At 70.1% G+C, this 18,538-nt stretch carries 20 protein-coding genes; 2 read left to right on the top strand and 18 right to left on the bottom strand.

What is annotated here, in order from left to right; all coding sequences use genetic code 11:
- Window positions 1-90 precede the first annotated feature (90 nt).
- From ISP14_RS15270 to ISP14_RS15235, 8 genes are all read right to left on the bottom strand, one after another.
- Window positions 91-1,209 (bottom strand): protein-glutamate methylesterase/protein-glutamine glutaminase, encoded by a 1,119-nt coding sequence (locus tag ISP14_RS15270; RefSeq protein WP_404541429.1) that lies wholly within the window; start codon window positions 1,207-1,209, stop codon window positions 91-93.
- 70 nt (window positions 1,210-1,279) lie between these two features.
- Window positions 1,280-1,930: a chemoreceptor glutamine deamidase CheD gene (gene cheD / locus ISP14_RS15265; RefSeq protein WP_404541428.1), complete on the bottom strand. Its 651-nt coding sequence runs from the start codon at window positions 1,928-1,930 to the stop codon at window positions 1,280-1,282.
- Window positions 1,930-2,814: a CheR family methyltransferase gene (locus ISP14_RS15260; protein WP_404541426.1), complete on the bottom strand. Its 885-nt coding sequence runs from the start codon at window positions 2,812-2,814 to the stop codon at window positions 1,930-1,932. The genes cheD and ISP14_RS15260 overlap by 1 nt, the downstream gene beginning before the upstream one ends.
- A gap of 2 nt (window positions 2,815-2,816) precedes the next feature.
- On the bottom strand, window positions 2,817-4,538 hold the full coding sequence (locus ISP14_RS15255; RefSeq protein ID WP_404541424.1) for a methyl-accepting chemotaxis protein: 1,722 nt from the start codon (window positions 4,536-4,538) through the stop codon (window positions 2,817-2,819).
- Window positions 4,539-4,551: 13 nt separating this feature from the next.
- Window positions 4,552-5,058 carry a chemotaxis protein CheW gene (locus tag ISP14_RS15250; protein WP_404541422.1) on the bottom strand — a complete coding sequence of 169 codons (507 nt, stop codon included), beginning with the start codon at window positions 5,056-5,058 and terminating at the stop codon, window positions 4,552-4,554.
- A 144-nt stretch (window positions 5,059-5,202) separates the two neighbouring features.
- Window positions 5,203-7,206, bottom strand: coding sequence for a chemotaxis protein CheA (locus ISP14_RS15245; RefSeq protein ID WP_404541420.1), 2,004 nt, complete (start codon window positions 7,204-7,206; stop codon window positions 5,203-5,205).
- Between the two features lie 30 nt (window positions 7,207-7,236).
- Complete coding sequence (locus tag ISP14_RS15240) at window positions 7,237-7,599, bottom strand: response regulator (RefSeq protein ID WP_404541418.1); 363 nt, start codon at window positions 7,597-7,599, stop codon at window positions 7,237-7,239.
- A 13-nt stretch (window positions 7,600-7,612) separates the two neighbouring features.
- Window positions 7,613-7,942, bottom strand: a complete 330-nt coding sequence (locus ISP14_RS15235) for an STAS domain-containing protein (RefSeq protein ID WP_404541416.1) — start codon at window positions 7,940-7,942, stop codon at window positions 7,613-7,615.
- Between the two features lie 178 nt (window positions 7,943-8,120).
- Between ISP14_RS15235 and fliK the strand changes: the two genes are divergently transcribed.
- Together fliK and ISP14_RS15225 are read left to right on the top strand one after the other, a co-directional pair.
- Complete coding sequence (gene fliK, locus ISP14_RS15230) at window positions 8,121-9,263, top strand: flagellar hook-length control protein FliK (protein ID WP_404541413.1); 1,143 nt, start codon at window positions 8,121-8,123, stop codon at window positions 9,261-9,263.
- Window positions 9,260-9,520 (top strand): flagellar biosynthesis protein, encoded by a 261-nt coding sequence (locus ISP14_RS15225; RefSeq protein WP_404541411.1) that lies wholly within the window; start codon window positions 9,260-9,262, stop codon window positions 9,518-9,520. Before fliK ends, ISP14_RS15225 begins: the two co-directional genes overlap by 4 nt.
- A gap of 32 nt (window positions 9,521-9,552) precedes the next feature.
- On the opposite strand, the gene ISP14_RS15220 is transcribed toward ISP14_RS15225, so the two are convergent.
- The 10 genes from ISP14_RS15220 to flhF all read right to left on the bottom strand — a co-directional run bounded on the left by ISP14_RS15220 (window position 9,553) and on the right by flhF (window position 18,479).
- Window positions 9,553-9,903, bottom strand: coding sequence for a DUF2802 domain-containing protein (locus tag ISP14_RS15220; RefSeq protein ID WP_404541410.1), 351 nt, complete (start codon window positions 9,901-9,903; stop codon window positions 9,553-9,555).
- Window positions 9,893-10,372, bottom strand: coding sequence for a chemotaxis protein CheW (locus tag ISP14_RS15215; RefSeq protein ID WP_404541408.1), 480 nt, complete (start codon window positions 10,370-10,372; stop codon window positions 9,893-9,895). The genes ISP14_RS15220 and ISP14_RS15215 overlap by 11 nt, the downstream gene beginning before the upstream one ends.
- Window positions 10,373-10,400: 28 nt before the next feature.
- Entirely contained in the window at window positions 10,401-11,417 is a 1,017-nt protein-coding gene (motD, locus tag ISP14_RS15210) for a flagellar motor protein MotD (protein ID WP_404541406.1), read from the bottom strand.
- On the bottom strand, window positions 11,414-12,154 hold the full coding sequence (locus ISP14_RS15205; RefSeq protein ID WP_404541404.1) for a flagellar motor protein: 741 nt from the start codon (window positions 12,152-12,154) through the stop codon (window positions 11,414-11,416). The genes motD and ISP14_RS15205 overlap by 4 nt, the downstream gene beginning before the upstream one ends.
- Window positions 12,155-12,158: 4 nt before the next feature.
- Window positions 12,159-14,138, bottom strand: a complete 1,980-nt coding sequence (locus tag ISP14_RS15200; protein WP_404541402.1) for a chemotaxis protein CheA — start codon at window positions 14,136-14,138, stop codon at window positions 12,159-12,161.
- Window positions 14,139-14,414: 276 nt separating this feature from the next.
- On the bottom strand, window positions 14,415-15,056 hold the full coding sequence (locus ISP14_RS15195) for a protein phosphatase CheZ (RefSeq protein ID WP_404541400.1): 642 nt from the start codon (window positions 15,054-15,056) through the stop codon (window positions 14,415-14,417).
- Entirely contained in the window at window positions 15,053-15,460 is a 408-nt protein-coding gene (cheY, locus tag ISP14_RS15190) for a chemotaxis response regulator CheY (protein ID WP_404541398.1), read from the bottom strand. The genes ISP14_RS15195 and cheY overlap by 4 nt, the downstream gene beginning before the upstream one ends.
- 60 nt (window positions 15,461-15,520) lie before the next feature.
- The gene (locus tag ISP14_RS15185) at window positions 15,521-16,249 is read right to left on the bottom strand and encodes an RNA polymerase sigma factor FliA (RefSeq protein WP_404541396.1); all 729 of its coding nucleotides are present in this window, start codon (window positions 16,247-16,249) and stop codon (window positions 15,521-15,523) included.
- Window positions 16,246-17,181 carry a MinD/ParA family ATP-binding protein gene (locus ISP14_RS15180; RefSeq protein ID WP_404541528.1) on the bottom strand — a complete coding sequence of 312 codons (936 nt, stop codon included), beginning with the start codon at window positions 17,179-17,181 and terminating at the stop codon, window positions 16,246-16,248. The genes ISP14_RS15185 and ISP14_RS15180 overlap by 4 nt, the downstream gene beginning before the upstream one ends.
- Before the next feature lie 14 nt (window positions 17,182-17,195).
- On the bottom strand, window positions 17,196-18,479 hold the full coding sequence (flhF, locus tag ISP14_RS15175) for a flagellar biosynthesis protein FlhF (RefSeq protein WP_404541394.1): 1,284 nt from the start codon (window positions 18,477-18,479) through the stop codon (window positions 17,196-17,198).
- Between the last annotated feature and the right edge of the window lie 59 nt (window positions 18,480-18,538).

Genomic DNA, 18,538 nt, shown 5'->3' with positions numbered 1-18,538 from the left:
TGCGCGCGGACCAAGGAAGAACGAAGGAGTGGACGTCCGTCCACGACCGAGTGATGACGCGGGGATGCGGGTAAACAGACCCGGCGCGGGCTATGTGGAGACATTGAGCAGGCCCTCAGGCGCCGCCGGCGCCAGGGAATGGGTATGGCGGGCCAGCGCCAGCAGGCGCGCCGCGATGTGGTCGACCGGCAGCATTTCCGCCGCCGCGCCGAGTTTCCAGGCGGCGCCGGGCATGCCCCACACCACCGAGCTGGCCTCGTCCTGCACCAGGGTGGCGGCGCCGGCCTGGCGCAGTTCCAGCAAGCCGCGCGCACCGTCGTCGCCCATGCCGGTGAGCAGGGCGGCGATGGTGGCCGCACCGGCACTGGCCGCCAGCGAGCGGAACAGCACGTCGACGCTGGGGCGGTGCCGGTTCACCGGCGGGCCGTCGTGCAGGCGGCAGACGTACTTCGCGCCGTCCCACATCACCAGCAGGTGGTGGCTGCCCGGCGCGATGTAGGCATGGCCTTGCTGGATCGGCTGGCCGTCGCGCGCTTCGCATACGCGCATCGCCGAACAGCGGTCCATGCGCGCGGCGAACGGCCCGCTGAAGGCGGCTGGGATGTGCTGGGTCACCAGGATCGGCGGCGCGTCCGGCGGCATGGCCTCCAGCACTACGCGCACCGCCTCGGTGCCGCCGGTGGAGGCACCGATCGCGATGATCGGGCTGCCGCCGCGGCTGCCCGCGGTCTGCACCCGCGGCAGCACCGCGTCGGCGGAGAGCCGCGGCGCCACGTCCAGCTTGCGCACGGCAGTGCGCGCACGCGGTTTCGCGCGCGCCGCCTGCTTGACCTTGGCGCAGATCTCCAGCGCGCTGTCGCCGAAACTCGAGGCCAGGTCGCTGTTGGGTTTGGCCAGGAAATCCACCGCGCCGAGCTCCAGCGCGCGCAGCGTCACCTCGGCACCCTGGGTGGTCAGCGACGACACCATCACCACCGGCATCGGCCTGAGCCGCATCAGGTTTTCCAGGAAGGTCAGGCCGTCCATGCGCGGCATCTCGACGTCCAGGGTGAGCACGTCGGGATTCAGCTGCTTGATCTTCTCGCGGGCGATCAGCGGATCGGCCGCCGTGCCCACGACCTCGATCTCCCGGTCGCAGGCAAGCATGGCCGACATCAACTTGCGCACCAGCGCGGAATCGTCGACTACCAGTACGCGCACTCTTTCCATTGCTCACCTTGGCCATGCGGAACCGTCGCCGACGGCGATGGCCCGGTCGATGCCGCGCCGGCGCCCGGCGTCAGAACAGCTCGACCTCACCCTTTATCGGATCGTTTGCCAAACGCTTGAGGTAGCCGCGCTCGCCGGCCACCAGCGCCACGTCGTCGCCGCGCCGCAGCTGGCGCACCCGCACCCGGCCGCTGTGCGGGAAGAACTGCACCTGGCGCGGATACACATCGCCCAGGTCCTCCGCCACCAGCTGCAGCCGCTCGGCGGCGATGTAGCGGTGCACGAAGTCGATGTTGCGCTGGCCCACGTCGCTGAGCTGGGCCAGCACGCGGCCGCCGCCGAACACCTTGACCCTGAGGTCCGCGCGCTGCCCGCCGGCCTTCAGCACCGCGTTGATCAGCTGCTCCATCGCGTCGCTGCCGTAGCGCGCCGCGCGGCCCACGGTGGACGACCAGCCGTCGCTGGCACCCCTGGGCTCGGGCAGCATGAAATGGTTCATGCCACCGATGCCGCGGTTCGCATCGTGGATGCAGGCGGCCACGCAGGAACCGAGCACGGTGCTCACCAGCTCGTCCTGCGCGCTCACGTAGAACTCGCCCGGCAGCACCTTGACCACCATGCAGTTCTGGGTGGGATCCCAGAAGCGCCGCAGGTGCTCGAAGCCGGGCATGGCCTCGGGCAGCGTGGGCGTGGCCCGGCGTTCGGCCGTACGCACCAGCATCACGCGCGCTTCCGGTAGGCGGTGCGCCCGATCAGCTCGAACTCGTCGTTGATGCCGTGCAGCGACTCGGAGTGGCCCAGGAAAAGATGACCGCCCGCCGGCAGCAGCGCGGCGTAGCGGGTGAACAGCCGCTGCTTGGTCGGCTGGTCGAAATAGATCACCACGTTGCGGCAGAAGATCGCATCGAACGGCCCGCGCATCGGCCAGTCGTGCAGCAGGTTCAGCGGCTGTACGGTCACCAGCTCGCGCAGGCGCGGATGCACGCAGGCGTAGCCCTCGTATTCGCCGGCGCCACGCAGCATCCAGCGGCGCCGGCGCTCGTCGCTGATGCCGCCGAGCTTGTCCAGCGGATACACGCCGTTGCGTGCGGCTTCCAATGCCTGCGGCGACAGGTCGGTAGCGAGGATCTTCGCGTCCATGCCCGCCGCGCCATGCCGCTCCAGCGCCTCGGCCAGCACCATCGCCAGCGCATACGGCTCCTCGCCGGTGGAGCAGCCGGCCGACCAGATCCGCAGGCGGTCGCCGTCGCGGCGCTTGTGCGTGAGCCACTGCGGCAGCAGCTCCTGCTCCAGCAGCTCGTAATGGTGCGGCTCGCGGAAGAACGAGGTGACATTGGTGCTGATCGCGCTGGCCAGCTCGCCCAGCTCGCCGTGCGGGTCGTTGCGCAGCAGCGCGCAGTAGGCGGCGTAGTCGGGCAGCCCCAGCGCACGCAGACGTCGCGCCAGCCGCCCCTGCACCAGCTGGCGCTTGTGTTCGCCCAGCGCGATGCCGCAGTGCTCGTAGACGAAATCGCGCAGGAAGCGGAACTCGGCGTCGCCGAGCAGCGCCGCGCCGTCGCCCGCCGGGGCGGCGTTGTTCCTGATCGCCCCGGCGACGGCGCCCATGCTCAGAATTCCTTCCAGGCGCCGGCATCCGCCGGTTCGGCGGCGGCAGCGCGCGGCGGCGCCTTGCGCACGGCAGCGAACACCGCCTCGGTGGCCTTGGCCACTTCCTTCGCGCGCGCCGGCGGTACGTCCTCTTCCGCCGCGCCGTCGCCGCCGAGGCGGAAGAAGCCCACCTGGCCGGACAGCTCGGCTGCCTGCTCCTGCATGGCGCGGGCGGCGGCCGAGGCTTCCTCGACCAGCGCCGCGTTCTGCTGGGTCATCTCGTCCATCTGCATCACGGCGTTGTTGACCTGATCGATACCGGCCGACTGCTCCTGGCTGGCTGCGGCGATCTCCGCCACGATGTCGGTGACCTTCTTCACGCTCTCGACGATCTCGGCCAGCGCCTTGCCGGACTGGTTGACCAGCTCCGAGCCGCTGCGCACCTTCTCCTCGCTCTCGGCGATCAGGCTCTTGATCTCCTTCGCCGCGCCGGCGCTGCGCTGCGCCAGGTTGCGCACCTCGCTGGCCACCACCGCGAAGCCGCGGCCCTGTTCGCCGGCGCGCGCCGCTTCCACTGCAGCGTTCAGCGCCAGCAGGTTGGTCTGGAAGGCGATCTCCTGGATCAAGCCCACGATGTCGCCGATCTTGCGGCTGGACGTGTCGATCTCGGCCATCGCGGCGATCGCCTTGCCGGCGACTTCGCCGCCGTGTTCGGCTTGCTCGCGGGCACCGCGCGCCAGCTGGTTGGCGTGGCTGGCGTTCTCCGCGTTCTGCTTCACGGTAGAAGTCATCTCCTCCATCGACGAGGCGGTTTCTTCCAGGCTGGAAGCCTGTTCCTGCGTGCGCTGGCTGAGGTCGTCGTTGCCGCGCGCGATCTGCTGCGCCGCGCTGGACACCGCGTCGGAACCCTGGCGCACTTCGCCCACGATCGCACTGAGGCGCTCATCCATCGTGCGGAAGGCATCGAGCAGCCGGCCCAGCTCGTCGTGCCGCTTGACCTCGATGCCGTGGCCCAGCCGGCCTTCGGCGATGGCGTGCGCCACTTTCATCAGATGCGCCAGCGTGCCGCTGATCGAACGCACCAGCAGGGTCGCCACCAGCAGTGCGAAGATCAGGCCGGCGGACAGCGCAGCCAGCACCAGCGCCCGGATCACGCCGTAGCGGCCGAGCTGGGTCTGATAGAGCTGCTTCACTTCGTCGCCCTGCGCCCGGATCAGCTGGTTGAGCGCGTCCTGGCGCATCATCAGCTGCGGGCGCACCTGCATTTCCAGCAGATCGTGGGTGCTGTCGTCGTTCTGGCCCAGGGCGTCGTAGACGTCCTTCAGGTCGCTCATGTAGTCGGCCGTGGTGTCCTGGTAGGCCTTGTACTTCGCCGTGATGGCGGCGCTCATCGACCGCGCCGCCAGCTGTTTGTTGACCTCGGTGATCTGCTGCTCGAGCTGGCGGGATTCCGCGACCTTCTGCTTCACCTGGTCGGGCTTGCCGATCACGCTGGCCGCCTCGCCGAGCACGATGAAGTTCATCAGCGACTTGGAACGCAGCTCGCCCATCAGCTGCGCCGGCGCCATGCCTTCGTCGTAGGTCTTGCGCATGTTCTCGTTCTGCCAGGACATCACGCCGAGGCCGACCGCCGCGCCCGCCACCAGCATGATCGCGAGCAGCGCGAACGTGCCGACCAGGCGGGCCTTGACGGACAAGGTCGAAAACTTGACGAAACGCACAGCGAATTTCTTGATGTTCATCGTGATTCCCGGATCAGGCGGCAACTTCGACATTGCGGACGTCCGACAACGCGGCATCCAGCGTTTCAACGTCCTCCGGACGCATGAGCTTTTCCACGTCCAGCAGCATCACCATGCGTTCGGCATGGGTAGCCAGGCCTTTCAGGTAGCGGGTGTCGACGATCATGCCCATGTCCGGCACCGGACTGATGGCCGCCGGGTCGATGTCGACCACGTCGGACACCGCGTCCACCACGATGCCGAACAGGCGTTCGGCGACGGCCACCACGATCATCACCGTGTTGTCGCCGTAGCCTTCGCGTTCGAGCCTGAAACGCAGGCGCAGGTCCATCACCGGCACCACCGCGCCGCGCAGGTTCAGCACGCCGAGCACGTAGCCGGGTGTCTGCGGGATGCGGGTCACCCGGGTCCAGCCGCGGATTTCGCGCACCGACAAGATGTCGACGCCGTATTCCTCTCCCGCCAGGCTGAAGGTCAGCTGCTGCACGGCAGGTGCCGCGTGCGCGTTTTTTTCGTGCATGGATCGTCTACCCCGTGATGGGCGTCCGTGGACGCCCGGCCTCGATGCTGTATCGGCCCCGCCAGGAAGGACTTGAGCCTGCCGCGGCGGCCGCGAAGGCTCTGGTCGGGCGCCGCAGCGTGGCCGGCGCCCCTTCCCCTGGACTCAGGCGGCCTTGCTGTGCCGGCCCAGCCGCACCACGCCGCCCACGTCGACGATCAGCGCCACCGAGCCGTCGCTGACGATGGTGGCGCCGGACACGCCCTGCACCCGCTGGTAATGCTTCTCCAACGACTTGATCACCGCCTGCTGCTGGCCCAGCAGCTCGTCGACCAGCAAGCCCACGCGCTGGCCTTCGTCCTCGACCACCACCACGATGCCCTGGCCGATCTCGGTGACCGCGTCGGCACAGGCGAAGGCGCGGTGCAGGCGGATGATCGGCAGGTACTCGTCGCGGAAGCGGAACACCTCGCCGCCGCCGGCGGTGCGGCGCACGGCATCCGGCGGCAGGCGCAGCGATTCGACGATGGAAACCAGCGGCACGATGTAGCGCTCGCCGCCCACCGCGGTGACCAGGCCGTCGATGATCGCCAGCGTCAGCGGCAAGGCGATGGTGAACACGCTGCCCCGGCCGGCCACGCTTCTCACGCCGACGCTGCCGCCGAGGTCGCGCACGTTGCGGCGCACGACATCCATGCCCACGCCGCGGCCGGACAGGTCGGTGGCCTGGGCGGCGGTGGAGAAGCCGGGCTCGAAGATCAGCTCGGCGATCTCGTCCTCGCTCAGCGGCTGACCGGACGACACCAGCCCGCGCTCGACCGCCTTGGCGCGGATGCGCTCATGGTTGAGCCCGGCGCCGTCGTCGCTGATCCGCACGATGATGTTGCCGCCTTCGTGATGCGCGTCCAGGGTGAGCGTGCCGGTTTCCGGCTTGCCGGCGGCGCGGCGCTGCTCCGGCATCTCCAGGCCGTGGTCGATCGCGTTGCGCACCAGGTGCACCAACGGATCGCCGATTTTCTCCAGCACGGTCTTGTCCAGCTCGGTGTGCTCGCCGTGCAGCTCCAGCTTCACCTGCTTGCCGAGCTTGCGCTCCAGGTCGCGCACCAGGCGCGGGAAGCGGTTGAACACACTGCCGATCGGCAGCATGCGGATGCGCATCACGCTGTCCTGCAGTTCGCGCGTGTTGCGCTCCAGCTGGGCCAGCCCGTCGCGCAGCCGTTCCAGCTGCGACAGGTCGAAATTCGCGCCGATGTCGCTGAGCATCGACTGGGTGATCACCAGCTCACCCATCATGTCGATCAGCGCATCGACCTTGTCGATGCCTACGCGGATCGAGCCGCCGTCGGCCTGGCCGGCGCTGGCCGCCGCAGCGACCTCTCGCACCGGCGCCGGCGCGTCCGCCGCGGGCACGGCCACCGCGGCCGGCGTCGGCGCCACGGCTTCGGCGGCTGCCGCAGCCAACGGCGCGATGGCCAGCTCGCAGTCGCCGTCCAGCCACTCGAACACGGCGTCGAGATCGGCGCGCGCCACCGCGCCGTGCAGGCGCAGCTCCCAGCCCAGATAGCACTGCCCGGGATCGAGCGCGGCGAAATCCGCCGGCGCGGCGTCGCTCACGAAGGCGCGCAGCACCTCCAACCGGCCGAGCTGCTGCAGTTCGCGGAACAGGCGTAGCGGTTCGTTGCCGGTCTGCAACAGGTGCGGCAGCGCGACGAAACGGATGTCCCAGCCGGCGGACGGTGCAGCCTGCACCTTCGCCGCGGCGGCCGGCGACGCCGCCACGCCCTCGACCAGGTGCGCCAGCTCGGCGCGCAATGCCTCGCTGCCAGCGTCGGCGGCGGGCCGGCCCTGGCTGGTGCGATCGAGCATGGCGCGGAGGCAGTCGACCGAACGCAGCAGCAGATCGATCAGCCCGGCATCCACCGCCCGGCGTTCGCTGCGGACCTCCTCCAGCAACGATTCGGCGACATGGGTGAACGCGGCCACGTCGGCGAAGCCGAAGGTCGCAGCGCCGCCCTTGATGGAGTGCGCCGCGCGGAAGATGGTGTGCACCAGCTCGTGGTCGGTCGAACCCGAGTCCAGCGCCAGCAATGCCGCCTCCATCGCGTCGAGGCCTTCCAGGCTTTCCTCGAAGAAGGTCTTGTGGAACTGGGTCAGGTCGACCGTGGCCATCGGTGTTTCCCTTGGAGCCTGTAGGTGATCTCAGCCCAGCACGCGCTTGACGGTCGCCAGCAGCTGCTCGGGATCGAACGGCTTGACCAGCCAGCCGGTAGCGCCGGCGGCCTTGCCTTCCATCTTCTTCTCGGTGTGCGACTCGGTGGTGAGCATCAGGATCGGCACGCCCTTGTACTCGGGCTTCGCGCGCAGCGCGCGCACCATCGCGATGCCGTCCATCACCGGCATGTTGACGTCGGCAAGCACCAGGTCGAACGCGCTGCCGCCGGCCGCGTCCAGCGCCAGCTGGCCGTTCTCGGCCTCGGTCACCTCGTGTCCCGCGCCGCGCAAGGTGAAGGCCACCATGCCGCGCATCGAAGCCGAATCGTCTACTGCAAGAATCTTCGCCATGCTGCCACCTCGTTCAAGCCGGCCCGGCGGCCGGCAGTTCCAGAATCCGCGCCAGGCCGAGCAGCCCTGCCGCGTCGTTCAATGCTTCGCTCGCGCCACGCCAGGCCAGCGTGCTGCCGTGCTTGTCCAGCTCGCGGCGCAGCAGCAGCAGCAGTTGCAGCGCAGCGGTGTCCACGCGCTCCACCTGGCTGCCATCCAGCGCAACGCTGCCGCCCGGCAGCGCCGCCAGCAGTTCGGCATGCAACGCCGCCTGGGCGGCCATGCGGCAATCCGCCGGCAGCACCACCGTCGTCGCGCCGCCCGCCTGCTGTTTGTCCTGCCTTGCCGCCTGCTTGCCGGCCATGCCCGCCACTCCTGCGCGCCTGCTGGCGCCTACAGCGGGCTTATCGGCCGTCGTGGCGTACGCTTTAGCTTCCAGCTTCACCGCGACCCCGCAATACCGCCTCAAGTTTGTGCATAAGCGGCCGATGCCCTCCGGGACGACCCGTCCACGATGCACGCCATCCACGCGCAGGAGCCGAATGATCATCCAGCCGACCAGCCTTGCCGCCCTCACCTGGGCCGGCGCTGCCTCTGGCAGCGCAGCGCAGAGCTGGCGCATCGGCAGCGTGCTGTCGGCGCGACCGCTGGGCGTGAACCCGCAAGGGCTGCTGGTGCTGCAGATCGGCGGCTTGACGGTGGAAGCGGACGTGGCCGGCGGGCAGTTGCCCGCGCAGTTCCAGGTGCGCGTGCTGAGCCTGGGCGCACAGCCGTTGCTGGAAATGCTGTCGCCGCAACCCGACCCCACGCTGCAGCGGGGCCTGCGCGAGCGCCTGCCGCAGCAGAACGGCTACGCGCCGCTGCTGGCCACGCTAGCCGCCGTGGCGCAGCGGCCGATGCTGCGTCAGCTGCCGCCGGACCTGCGCGCCGCGCTCGCCGTGCTCGAACAGGCATTGCGCAGCCCGGCGGAGATCACTCGCGGCGAGGGTCTGCGCCTGGCGATCGAACGCAGCGGCCTGTTTCTCGAATCGTTGCTTGCCCAGCCACGCGGCAATCCGGCGCTGCTGCCGCAGGACGACTGGAAAGGGGCGCTGCTGCGCCTGGTCGCCCTGCTCGACCGCCGCGCGCCGGCACCGCCGACGCAGAACGGCGACGACATCGCACCGCCGCTGCTGCAACGCGGCCTGCAGGCGCAGCCGCGCGCGCCACTACCCGTGCCGGTCGCGGGCGACGACGTGGAGCCGCTGCTGGATCGCCTGCACGGCGACGTGCGCGCCGCACTGGCACGGATCGAGGTGGCCCAGCTGGAATCCGGCACCGGCCCGCTGCCGGCGTGGATGATCGAGATCCCGCTGCACGGCGAGGACGGCCGCGACGTGCTGCAACTGCAACTGGAATACGTCATCGACGCCAGCGACGGCGGCCGCGGCTGGAACCTGGGCTTCGCGCTCGACCTGCCCGCGCTGGGCGCGGTGCAAGGTGAACTGCAACTGCGCGAACCGCGCCTGTCGGTGCGGCTGTGGGCCGCCCGCGCCGATACCGTGCAACAGCTGGAACGCCAGTTCACCGCCTTGCGCCAGCGCCTGGCCGCCTGCGGCGTGCTGCTCGACCAGCTGAGCTGCCAGCTCGGCCTGCCGCAACCGACCGGCCGCTACAGCGCCGTGCTGCTGCAGGCCACCGCATGAACACGCCGCCTCCCGCGCGCCGGGTCAGCCTGCGCTTGTCCGGCCCCGGCGCCGGCGAGTCCAAGGCGCTGCCGCCCGAATCGCTGGAACAGCTGCGCGCGCGTGCGCAGGCACTGGGCCTGCCGCTGCATCCCGATCCGCAGATCGCCGCGCTGCTGGCCGGCCTGCGCCTGCGCGAAGACGTGCCGGCGTTGCTCTACGCTGCGGCCGCCTCGGTGCTGGCCACGATCTACGATGCGGCGGAGGAGCAGGGCTGAGCGCAGCAACGCGGAGCGCAGAAGCTGCGTTTCTACGCCGCCGGCGCGCGCATGGCGAGGATCAGCTTCGCCTCGTCGCGCGACAGCCCGCAGCACGCCACCAACTGCTCGATATCGGCGCCCTCGCGCGCCAGGCGTTTCGCCAGATCCCAGGAGCGTCCGGGCTGGGCCGGCCGCTCGACCTGGCCGAGTTGCCGCTCCAGCCGGCCTAGCGCCGTCACCAGCATCGAGGTCGGCACATCGGTGCCCGCGCCGGCCGCGTTCTGCCACAGCGCGTCGACGCGCCGCTGCAGGCGGCCGGACTGGCGCCACAGCCGCAACAACAGGATCGTCTGGCCCACGGCCAGCACCAGCAGCGCGATCACGCCGAACTCAAGTCGCATCGCCGTCTTCCTCGTCCAACCGGTAAAGGCGGCCGGCGTCGAGCAAGGCCACGAAGCCCTCCCGCCACGGCAGCACGCCGCTGACCGGATCATCGTCGCGGCTGGCCCGCCCCGGCGGCGGCGGTGCGATTTCCAGCCCGTCGCTGCACAACAGTTCGCCGACCGCGTCGACCTTGAGGCCAAGCGGCCTGCCGGCATGCGCCAGCATCACGATGCGCACTGCGAGCGGATCGGCCACAGGCTGCGCCGGCAACCCGAGCCGCCGCCGGCCATCCATCACCGGCACGATGCGTCCGCGCAGGTGCCGCACGCCAAGCAAGTCGTGGGCGGCGCCGGGCACCGGTGTCAGCTCATCGTCGCGGATCACTTCGCTGACGTCGGCCAGCCGCGCGGCATACAGCTGCGTGCCGATCCGGAACGACAGCCAGTGGCGATCCTTCGGCGCATTGCCGTCGGCAAGAGCGTTCATGCGAAGTCTCCCGGATCGTCGCAGCGGGTCATGGCATGGCCCTCGCGGTGCCGGGTACCGCCGTGTCCGCCGCGGCCTTGGCGACCCTGGCGGGTGCGCGCTTCGCTGCCTCGCCCGCCGGCGCGGCCGGATGCAAGGACTCGATCACCTGCACGGTGGGCAGCACGCCGGGCACCGGGGCTTCGGCGATGCCGCTGTGCTGGCCCAGTTCGCCGATGTCGCTGTGCTCGCGCGTGGGCGCCGAGCCATCGCCCATCACCACCACCAGCACGCGACGGTTCTCGTTGCGGCCTGCCGCGGTGTCGTTGTCGGCCACCGGATGCACCTCGCCCCAGCCGATGATGCCGAGCCGGTCCGCGGCGATGCCGCTGCCGACGAACAGGCGCGCTACGCTGCCCGCGCGCGCCGCCGACAGTTCCCAGTTCGAGGGATACAGCGCGGTGTTGATCGGCACGTCGTCGGTGAAACCCTCGACCCGCAGCGAATTGCCGAATCCCGCCAACACCGAGGCCAGGTTGTGCAGCACGCCCTGCGCTGGCGTGGACAGCTGCGCCACGCCGCTGGGAAACAGGATGTCGGTGCGGATCTCGATCTCCAGCCAGTGTTCCTTGTTGCGCACCGCCACTTGCTTGCGGTCGATCAGCGATTGCAACGCCTTGCGCACCTCGGCCTCGATGCGCCCGAGGTTCGCCGACCCGGCCTGATGGGCGATGTTGCGCCCATCGCCGCCTTGCATCGCCACCGGATGCGGCGGGATCGGCACGGCGATCGGCACCACCGAAGCACCCGACTGCCCGGCCGGCGCGGCGATCGCGGGATTGATGTTGTGCGGGCGGACGCGGGTCGGCGGCAACGGCGCGATGGCGTGGCTGGAGCCGTTGAACGCCTCGATCAGCGATTCGGACATCACCCGGAACTTGCCCTCGTTGACCACCGAGACGGCGTACATCACCACGAAGAACGCCAGCAGCAACGTCATCAGGTCGGCATAGGGGATCGCCCACGCCTCGTGGTTCACGTGGTCCTCGTGCTTGTGCCGCTTCATGCCACGTAGCCCTGCAGGCGCGATTCGATCTGACGCGGGTTGTCGCCCTGGGCGATCGACACCAGGCCTTCGATCAGGATCTCGCGCATCCGGGTCTGCTTGTTGATCAGGCTCTTCAGCCGTGCGGACATCGGCAGCATGAACAGGTTGGCCAGCGCCACGCCGTAGATGGTGGCGACGAAAGCCGCCGCGATACCGTGGCCGAGCTTGGACGGATCGGCAAGGTTCTGCATCACCGCCATCAAGCCCATCACCGCGCCGATGATGCCCAGCGTGGGCGAATAGATGCCGGCCATCTCGAATACCTTGGCGCCGGCCAGATCGATCGCTTCGCGCGTTTCCAGGTCCACCTCCAGCACGCCGCGGATCGCCTCCGGCTCGCCTCCGTCGACCAGCAGCTGCAAGCCCTTGCTGACGAACGGATCGGGCTCGGCCTCGATCTGCGGTTCCAGCCCGAGCAGGCCTTGCCGGCGCGAGATCTCGCTCCAGCCCACGATGCGGCTGATCAGGTCGGCCGGGCGGTGCTGCGGCGGACGGTAGACCATCGCCATCATCTTCAACGCGTGCTTGAGCACCTTGCCGTGGTTCTGCACCAGCAGCGCGGCCAGCGTGCCGAGGAACACGATCACGAACGCCGCGGGATTCCACAGCGCGTCCAGCGAGGAGCCCTTCAGGATGGTGCCGACGATGATGACCACGAAGGCCAGGATCGTGCCGATGATGCTGATCAGATCCATGACGTCAGCCGGTCCGTGCCAGGGGGAGAGGAGATTGCGCGGCGCCGTCGGCCAGGCCGGCCAGGTCCATCACCAGGGCCAGCCGTCCGTCACCGGTGACGGTAGCGCCGGCGACGCCCGGCACGCCGTCGAACAAGTGGCCGAGCGGTTTGACGATGACGTCCTCGCGGCCGAGCACCTCGTGCACCAGGCAGCCCAGCCGCTGGTGGCCGATGTGCAGCACCGCCACGTGGCGCACCGCCTCGGCCGCCACGCCGGTCCAGTCGACCATGTCGACCAGCGGCAGCGCGCGACCGCGATGGCGGGCGACCAGGCGTCCGTCGAGCAGGCAGTCCTGGCCCGCGGCGAGCTCGAACACCTCCTCCACGTTGCCCAGCGGCAGCGCGAGCAACCGGCCGCCCACGCGCACCATCAGCACGCGCAGCACCGCCAGGGTGAGCGGCACCGCCAGTTCCAGCTCGCTGCCGTGGCCCAGGCGCGAATGCACCTGCAAGGTGCCGCCGAGTTCGGCCACACGGGTCTTCACCACGTCCATGCCGACGCCGCGGCCGGAAACGTCCGACACCGTGGCGGCGGTGCTGAAGCCAGGGCGGAAGATCAGTTCGTAGCACTCGGCCTCGTTGAGCCGCGCGGCCTGCGCCGCGTCGATCACACCCTTCTCCACCGCTTTGCGGCGCAGGATTTCCGGGTCCATGCCGCGGCCGTCGTCGCGCACCGCGATCACGATGCGCTCGCCGCGCTGGCTGGCCGACAGGCATACCCGGCCCTTGCGCGGCTTGCCCGCACGCTCGCGCGCGTCAGGCGGCTCCAGGCCGTGGTCCAGCGCGTTGCGCAGCAGGTGGATCAGCGGATCGGCCAGCGCCTCGACCAGGCTGCGGTCGAGGTCGGTGCCCTCGCCTTCCAGCACCAGTTCGACCTCTTTGCCGAGCTGGCGGGCGAGGTCGCGCACGATGCGCGGGAAGCGCTGGAACAAGCGGCCCACCGGCTGCATGCGCATGCCCATCACCGCGCCTTGCAACTCGTCGGTGATCCGGTCCAGCTCGCCGGCCGCCTCCGTCAGCATCTCGCTGCCGAGGCGCGCGGCGAGGCTGAGCAGGCGGTTGCGCGCCAGCACCAGTTCGCCGGCGTGGTTGACCAGCACGTCCAGTCGCGTGGTATCCACGCGCACGGTGTTCTCGGCGACTGGCGCAGCGGGACGCGCAGCCGGCGCGGGTGCGGCGGCATTCGCCGGAGCCGGCGCGGGTGCTGCCACCGGCACGGCCGCCGCGCCGGGCTGGCCGCCCTTGCCGTGCAGCGTATCCAGCAGGGCTTCGAATTCGTCGTCGTCTATCGTCGCCGACTTGGCCGGCGGCAACGGCGCGGGTTCGACCGTACCCGGCGCGGCGCTGCCGTGCAGCGTGTCCAGCAGCGCCTCGAATTCGTCGTCGCCGATCGTCGCCGACTTGGCGGGCGGCAGCGGAGCGGGCTCGACCGTACCCGGCACGGCGCTGCCATACAAGCTGTCCAACAGGGCTTCGAACTCGCTGTCGTCGATAGTGCTGCCAACGGGTTCGGACGATGGCACCGGCACGGCCGCCGGCGCGGGCGCCGCAACGACCGCCGCTCCGCGCGGTAGCAGCGTCTGCAGCAACGCCGCCGGCGGCATCGCCAGCGGCGCGCCGGCGCCGAGCGCGGCCATCATCTCGCCGAGCAGGTCCAGCGTCTGCAGCAGCGCATCCATGTAGCCGGCATCGAGCAGCACGGCGCCGTTGCGCGCCTCGTTGAGCAAGTCCTCGGCGTGATGGCACAGCAGCACCATCGGCTCCAGCGCGAGGAAACCGGCGCCGCCCTTGACCGTGTGGAAGGCGCGGAACACGGCATTCAGCAGCTCGCTGTCGCCCGGCGCCGCTTCCAGCCCGACCAGCTGCTCGCCGAGGCGCTCGACGAGTTCGCCGGCCTCGACCAGAAAATCCTGGCGCAGCTCGTTGTCGAAATCCGCGTTCATCGTAGAGCCTGCTTATGCTCCCCAAGCGCCCCGCGCCGGGAGCTGTTTGCGCGCAGGCCAAGGAAGAACGAAGGAGTGGACGTCGGTCCACGACTGAGCGATGACGCAGGCATGCGGGCAAACAGACCCGGCCCTGCGGGTTGCCATCGAGTGGCCGCCATGCGGCAGCGCGCGGCTTGACCTGCCAGCCAGGCAGGCGCTGCGCCACGCACTACCACCTGGCGGCCACTCGATGACAACGCGGAGTGCTTGGGGAGCATAAGCAGGCTCTTGCTATTAGAAACCGAATTCGCTGAGCAGCCGGTCGGCGTCCTCCTGGCTGGTCACCTTGGCCACGTCGGCCGGCGCTTCAACACCGGCCAGCGCGCCGGTGAGGCGAACCAGTTCCAGCAGCGAGGATTCGACCGTGCCGATGAAGCTGGCGACCTTCTTGATGCGCTGGCCGGTAAGGTCCTGCCAGGACTGCGCCAGCACCATGTCGGCGAGGCCGTCGCGGCAGCTTCCGGCGAACGCCGCGGCTTCGCGCGCCAGCGCGGCGGCGGGCTCATCGCCCTCGGCCTGCTGCAGCACGTCCCAGGCGTTGTGTGCCAGCGCCTCGGCCTGCGGCCGCATGCGTTCGGCGAAATCGAGGCTTCGGTGTGCGGCGTTCGCGCTCATCTCCAGCGCGTCCTGCAGGTGCTGGCGCGCGTCGGCGACGATGCCGGGCACGCCTTCCTGCGCCAGCTCGCTGCCGAGGCGGCGCACGGCGCCGTGCAGTTCGCGGGCCAGCTGGCCCAGCGCGCGGAACAGGTGCTGCTCGCGCTGGCGCACCATCGTGTCCAGCGCCTGCTCGAAGGCGGGGCCTTCGGGGCTGTTCAGCAGGTCGCGCAGCTCGGGCGGCAGGCCGTCGTCGACGGCAAGGGGAAGGACGGCGTTCATGCGCTGGCTCCGGCTGCGGCGATCCGTTCGAAGATCTTGGTGAGCTTTTCCTTGAGGGTGACCGCGGTGAACGGCTTGACGATGTAGCCGTTCACGCCGGCCTGGGCGGCGGCGATGATCTGGTCGCGGTTGTTCTCGGCCGTCACCATCAGCACCGGCATGCCCTTCAGCGCGGCCTCGGCGCGGATCGCGCGCAGCAGGTCGATGCCGGTCATGTTCGGCATGTTCCAGTCGGTCACCACCAGGTCGAACGGCTGGCCGCGCAGCATCACCAGCGCGTTCTCGCCGTCGTCGGCCTCCTGGATCAAGGTGTTGGTGAAACCCAGCTCGACCAGCAGGTTCCTGACGATGCGCCGCATGGTGGAGAAATCGTCCACCACCAGGATTTTCATGTTCTTGTCCAACGTCTGCTCCGCGTGCGATGGGCCGGCGGCCGGCCCCGGGGATGGTGGGATGCGGTTTGCTCAGTCGCGCCAGCCGGCCAGCTGCGCGCGCAACCGGATCACGGCCTGGCCGTGGATCTGGCACACCCGCGACTCGCTCACGCCGAGCACGGCACCGATTTCCTTGAGGTTCAATTCCTGCTCGTAGTACAGCGACATCACCAGCTGCTCGCGCTCGGGCAACGCGGTGATGGCCTCGACCAGCGCCTCGCGCATGCCGTCGTGTTCGATGCCTTCGTCCGGCGCCAGGCTGTTCTCGTCTGCCACTTCGAGCACGCCGGTCTCTTCGCCATCGTCCGAGGCGGTGAGGCTGAGCAGGCGCGAGCAGGCCGCGTCGGCGAGCACCTGGTGGTACTCCTCCGCGCTGATGCCGAGCCGGCGCATCACCTCGGCGTCGTCCGCCTCGGCGCCGGTCTCGGCCTCGATCTGGCGTATCGTCTCGGCCACCTCGCGGGTCTTGCGATGCACCGAGCGCGGCGTCCAGTCGGCCTTGCGCAGTTCGTCCAGCATCGCGCCACGAATGCGGATGCCCGCAAACGTCTCGAAGCTGGCGCCCTTGTCGTGGGCAAAGTGGCGTGCCGCTTCCAGCAAACCGATCATTCCCGCCTGGATCAGGTCGCCCACGTCGACGCTGGCCGGCAACCGCCCCATCAGGTGATAGGCGATCCGTCGTACCAGCGGCGCGTGCCGACGTACCAGTTCGTCGGCACTCTCGCGGGAGAGTTGCAGATATTCCGAAGCCGCGCTCATCCCGGCATGCCTCCGACCGGAGCCGTCCGGCCACCGAAGAAGGAAATGCGGTCGAGACCCGCGCGCCCGGGCTCGACCCACTTATCGACCGCATCGGCCAATTTCTTGAATGCCCTGGCCGACGGGCTGGAAGGCCACAGTTCGACCACCGCCGCCTGGCGCCGGATGGCCTGGCGCAGGCGCTCGTCGTGCGGCACCCAGCCGCAGAATTCGATCGCCACGTCGAGGAAGCGGTCGCTGACCCGCGCCAGCTTCTGGTGCAGCAAGCGCGCGTCGCCCTCGTTGCGCGCCATGTTGGCGACCATGCGCAGGCGGCGCACGCCGAAGTCGCGGCTGAGCACCTTGGCCAGGCCGTAGGCGTCGGTCAGCGAGGCCGGCTCGTCGCATACCACCAGGATCACCTCCGCGGCGGCGGCGGCGAACATGGTGACGCTGTCGGACAGTCCCGCGGCTGTGTCCACCAGCAGGTATTCGGGTGGCCGCGCCAGTTCGTCGAAGGCGCGGATGATCCCCGCCAGCTCGCCGTGGCTCAGCCGCGCCAGCCGGCGCGCGCCGGAGCCGGCGGGCACCACCTGCAGGCCGCATGGCGCAGGCAGCAGCAATTCTTCCAGCGTGCATTCGCCGTCGAGCAGGTGGCCGATGTGGCGCGCCGGGGCGAGGCCGAGCATCACGTCGACGTTCGCCAGCCCGATGTCCGCGTCCAGCAGCATCACCTCGTGGCCGGCGCCTGCCAGCGCCACGCCGAGGTTCACCGCCACCGTGCTCTTGCCGACGCCGCCCTTGCCGCCGGCCACCGCGATCGTCTGGCAATGCCGGCGCGGGGTCGACACCGCGGTACGCAGCCCTTCGGCCTGGTGGCCGCCGCCCGCTTCCGCTACGGGCCGGCCGACCATCGCGGCCAGCATCTGCTTCAGTCCCGAAGCCTGGTTCATCGCGAGCGTCCCGTTCATGCTTCGGCCACCGCCCGGCCGAAGCGTTCGGCCATCACGTTGTCGTCGGGCGCTTCGCCCTTGAGCGATTGCGCGACGCGGCACACCAGCACGCGAGCGTCGGCGGTGGCGATGTCCTCGGGCACGCGCTGGCCGTCGGTGACGTAGTCCAGCGACAGCCGGTGGCGGATCAGCACCGACAGCGCACCGCCCAGCCTGGGTGCCTCGTCCAGCTTGGTGAGGATGCAGGCGTGCGGCTTCAGCGCACGATAGGCGAGCACCGCCTCCTCCAGCGACGGAGTCTGCGCGTTGGCCGCCAGCACCAGGCAGGAACGCAGCTCGCCGGCGTCGGCGAGGATCTCCAGCTGTTGCGCCAGCCGCGGATCGCTGCCGGCCATGCCGGCGGTATCGATCAGCACGGTGTGGCGGCCTTGCAGCATCTCCAGCACTTTGCGCAGGCTGCGCGCGTCGTAGGCCGGGTAGACCTGCACGCCGAGCAGGCGCCCGTAGTGTTCCAGCTGCGCGGCAGCGCCAATGCGGTAGTGGTCGGTGCTGACCAGCGCGACGCGCTCGGCGCCGTGGCGCATCACCGCCCGCGCAGCGAGTTTCGCAATGGTCGTGGTCTTGCCCACGCCGGTGGGGCCGACCAGCGCGATGACGCCACGCTCGGCGTCGCACAGGTGACGGCCGCTCACCGCCAGACTGCGGCTAAGCATGCCCAGCGGCAGGTAGCGCGCTTGTTCCGCGTTGATCTTCTCCGGCAGCTCGGCCACCAGCGTGCGTGCGACGTCGGCCTCGATGCCGAGCCGGGTCAGCTCGCGCAGGATCCGCGCGCGCAGCGGCTGGCGCCGCTCCATGTCGTTCCAGGCCAGGCTCGACAGCTGCAGCTCCAGCATCGCGCGCAAGTCGCCCAGTTCGCTGCGCAGCTGCGCGGTGTCGTGCGCGGTGCGCTCCATCAGCGGATGCACCGCCGCCGGCTCGGCCGCGACGGCGGGCGGCGCGACCGGGTGCAGGCGGCGCGGCGGCAGCTCGGGCGGCGCGATCGCCGGCTTCGCTGCTGCAGGCGCGACCGGTGCGGGTGCGGGTGCGGGTTCTGCCTTCGCTTCCGCTTTCGGCACCACCGGCGCGCCGTGCCTGGCGGCCTCGCGCACCAGTGCCTCGTCGTAATCGATCGCGGCGATCACCTCGATGCCCTCGGCCATCCGGCGCGTGGACAGGATCACCGCTTCCGGCCCCTGCTCCTCGCGCACTTCGCGCATGGCCTGGCGCATGTCGGGCGCCACGAAACGTTTGATCTTCATTGCTCGCTCCGCGCGTGGGATGCGGGATGGGAAATCCGGGGTTGGTCAAAAGCCGATGC

It is taken from the genome of Dyella agri, assembly GCF_044904705.1.
GTDB lineage: Bacteria > Pseudomonadota > Gammaproteobacteria > Xanthomonadales > Rhodanobacteraceae > Rhodanobacter_A > Rhodanobacter_A agri.
Note: the sequence above shows the minus strand (reverse complement) of the source record. Positions and strands in the feature narration are given on the sequence as shown.

Coding starts and splice junctions, on each gene's coding strand:
- ISP14_RS15270 (WP_404541429.1), bottom strand. CDS start 1,209: ATGGAAAGAGTGCGCGTACTGGTAGTCGACGATTCCGCGCTGGTGCGC.
- cheD (WP_404541428.1), bottom strand. CDS start 1,930: ATGCTGGTGCGTACGGCCGAACGCCGGGCCACGCCCACGCTGCCCGAG.
- ISP14_RS15260 (WP_404541426.1), bottom strand. CDS start 2,814: ATGGGCGCCGTCGCCGGGGCGATCAGGAACAACGCCGCCCCGGCGGGC.
- ISP14_RS15255 (WP_404541424.1), bottom strand. CDS start 4,538: ATGAACATCAAGAAATTCGCTGTGCGTTTCGTCAAGTTTTCGACCTTG.
- ISP14_RS15250 (WP_404541422.1), bottom strand. CDS start 5,058: ATGCACGAAAAAAACGCGCACGCGGCACCTGCCGTGCAGCAGCTGACC.
- ISP14_RS15245 (WP_404541420.1), bottom strand. CDS start 7,206: ATGGCCACGGTCGACCTGACCCAGTTCCACAAGACCTTCTTCGAGGAA.
- ISP14_RS15240 (WP_404541418.1), bottom strand. CDS start 7,599: ATGGCGAAGATTCTTGCAGTAGACGATTCGGCTTCGATGCGCGGCATG.
- ISP14_RS15235 (WP_404541416.1), bottom strand. CDS start 7,942: ATGGCCGGCAAGCAGGCGGCAAGGCAGGACAAACAGCAGGCGGGCGGC.
- fliK (WP_404541413.1), top strand. CDS start 8,121: ATGATCATCCAGCCGACCAGCCTTGCCGCCCTCACCTGGGCCGGCGCT.
- ISP14_RS15225 (WP_404541411.1), top strand. CDS start 9,260: ATGAACACGCCGCCTCCCGCGCGCCGGGTCAGCCTGCGCTTGTCCGGC.
- ISP14_RS15220 (WP_404541410.1), bottom strand. CDS start 9,903: ATGCGACTTGAGTTCGGCGTGATCGCGCTGCTGGTGCTGGCCGTGGGC.
- ISP14_RS15215 (WP_404541408.1), bottom strand. CDS start 10,372: ATGAACGCTCTTGCCGACGGCAATGCGCCGAAGGATCGCCACTGGCTG.
- motD (WP_404541406.1), bottom strand. CDS start 11,417: ATGAAGCGGCACAAGCACGAGGACCACGTGAACCACGAGGCGTGGGCG.
- ISP14_RS15205 (WP_404541404.1), bottom strand. CDS start 12,154: ATGGATCTGATCAGCATCATCGGCACGATCCTGGCCTTCGTGGTCATC.
- ISP14_RS15200 (WP_404541402.1), bottom strand. CDS start 14,138: ATGAACGCGGATTTCGACAACGAGCTGCGCCAGGATTTTCTGGTCGAG.
- ISP14_RS15195 (WP_404541400.1), bottom strand. CDS start 15,056: ATGAACGCCGTCCTTCCCCTTGCCGTCGACGACGGCCTGCCGCCCGAG.
- ISP14_RS15185 (WP_404541396.1), bottom strand. CDS start 16,249: ATGAGCGCGGCTTCGGAATATCTGCAACTCTCCCGCGAGAGTGCCGAC.
- ISP14_RS15180 (WP_404541528.1), bottom strand. CDS start 17,181: ATGAACCAGGCTTCGGGACTGAAGCAGATGCTGGCCGCGATGGTCGGC.
- flhF (WP_404541394.1), bottom strand. CDS start 18,479: ATGAAGATCAAACGTTTCGTGGCGCCCGACATGCGCCAGGCCATGCGC.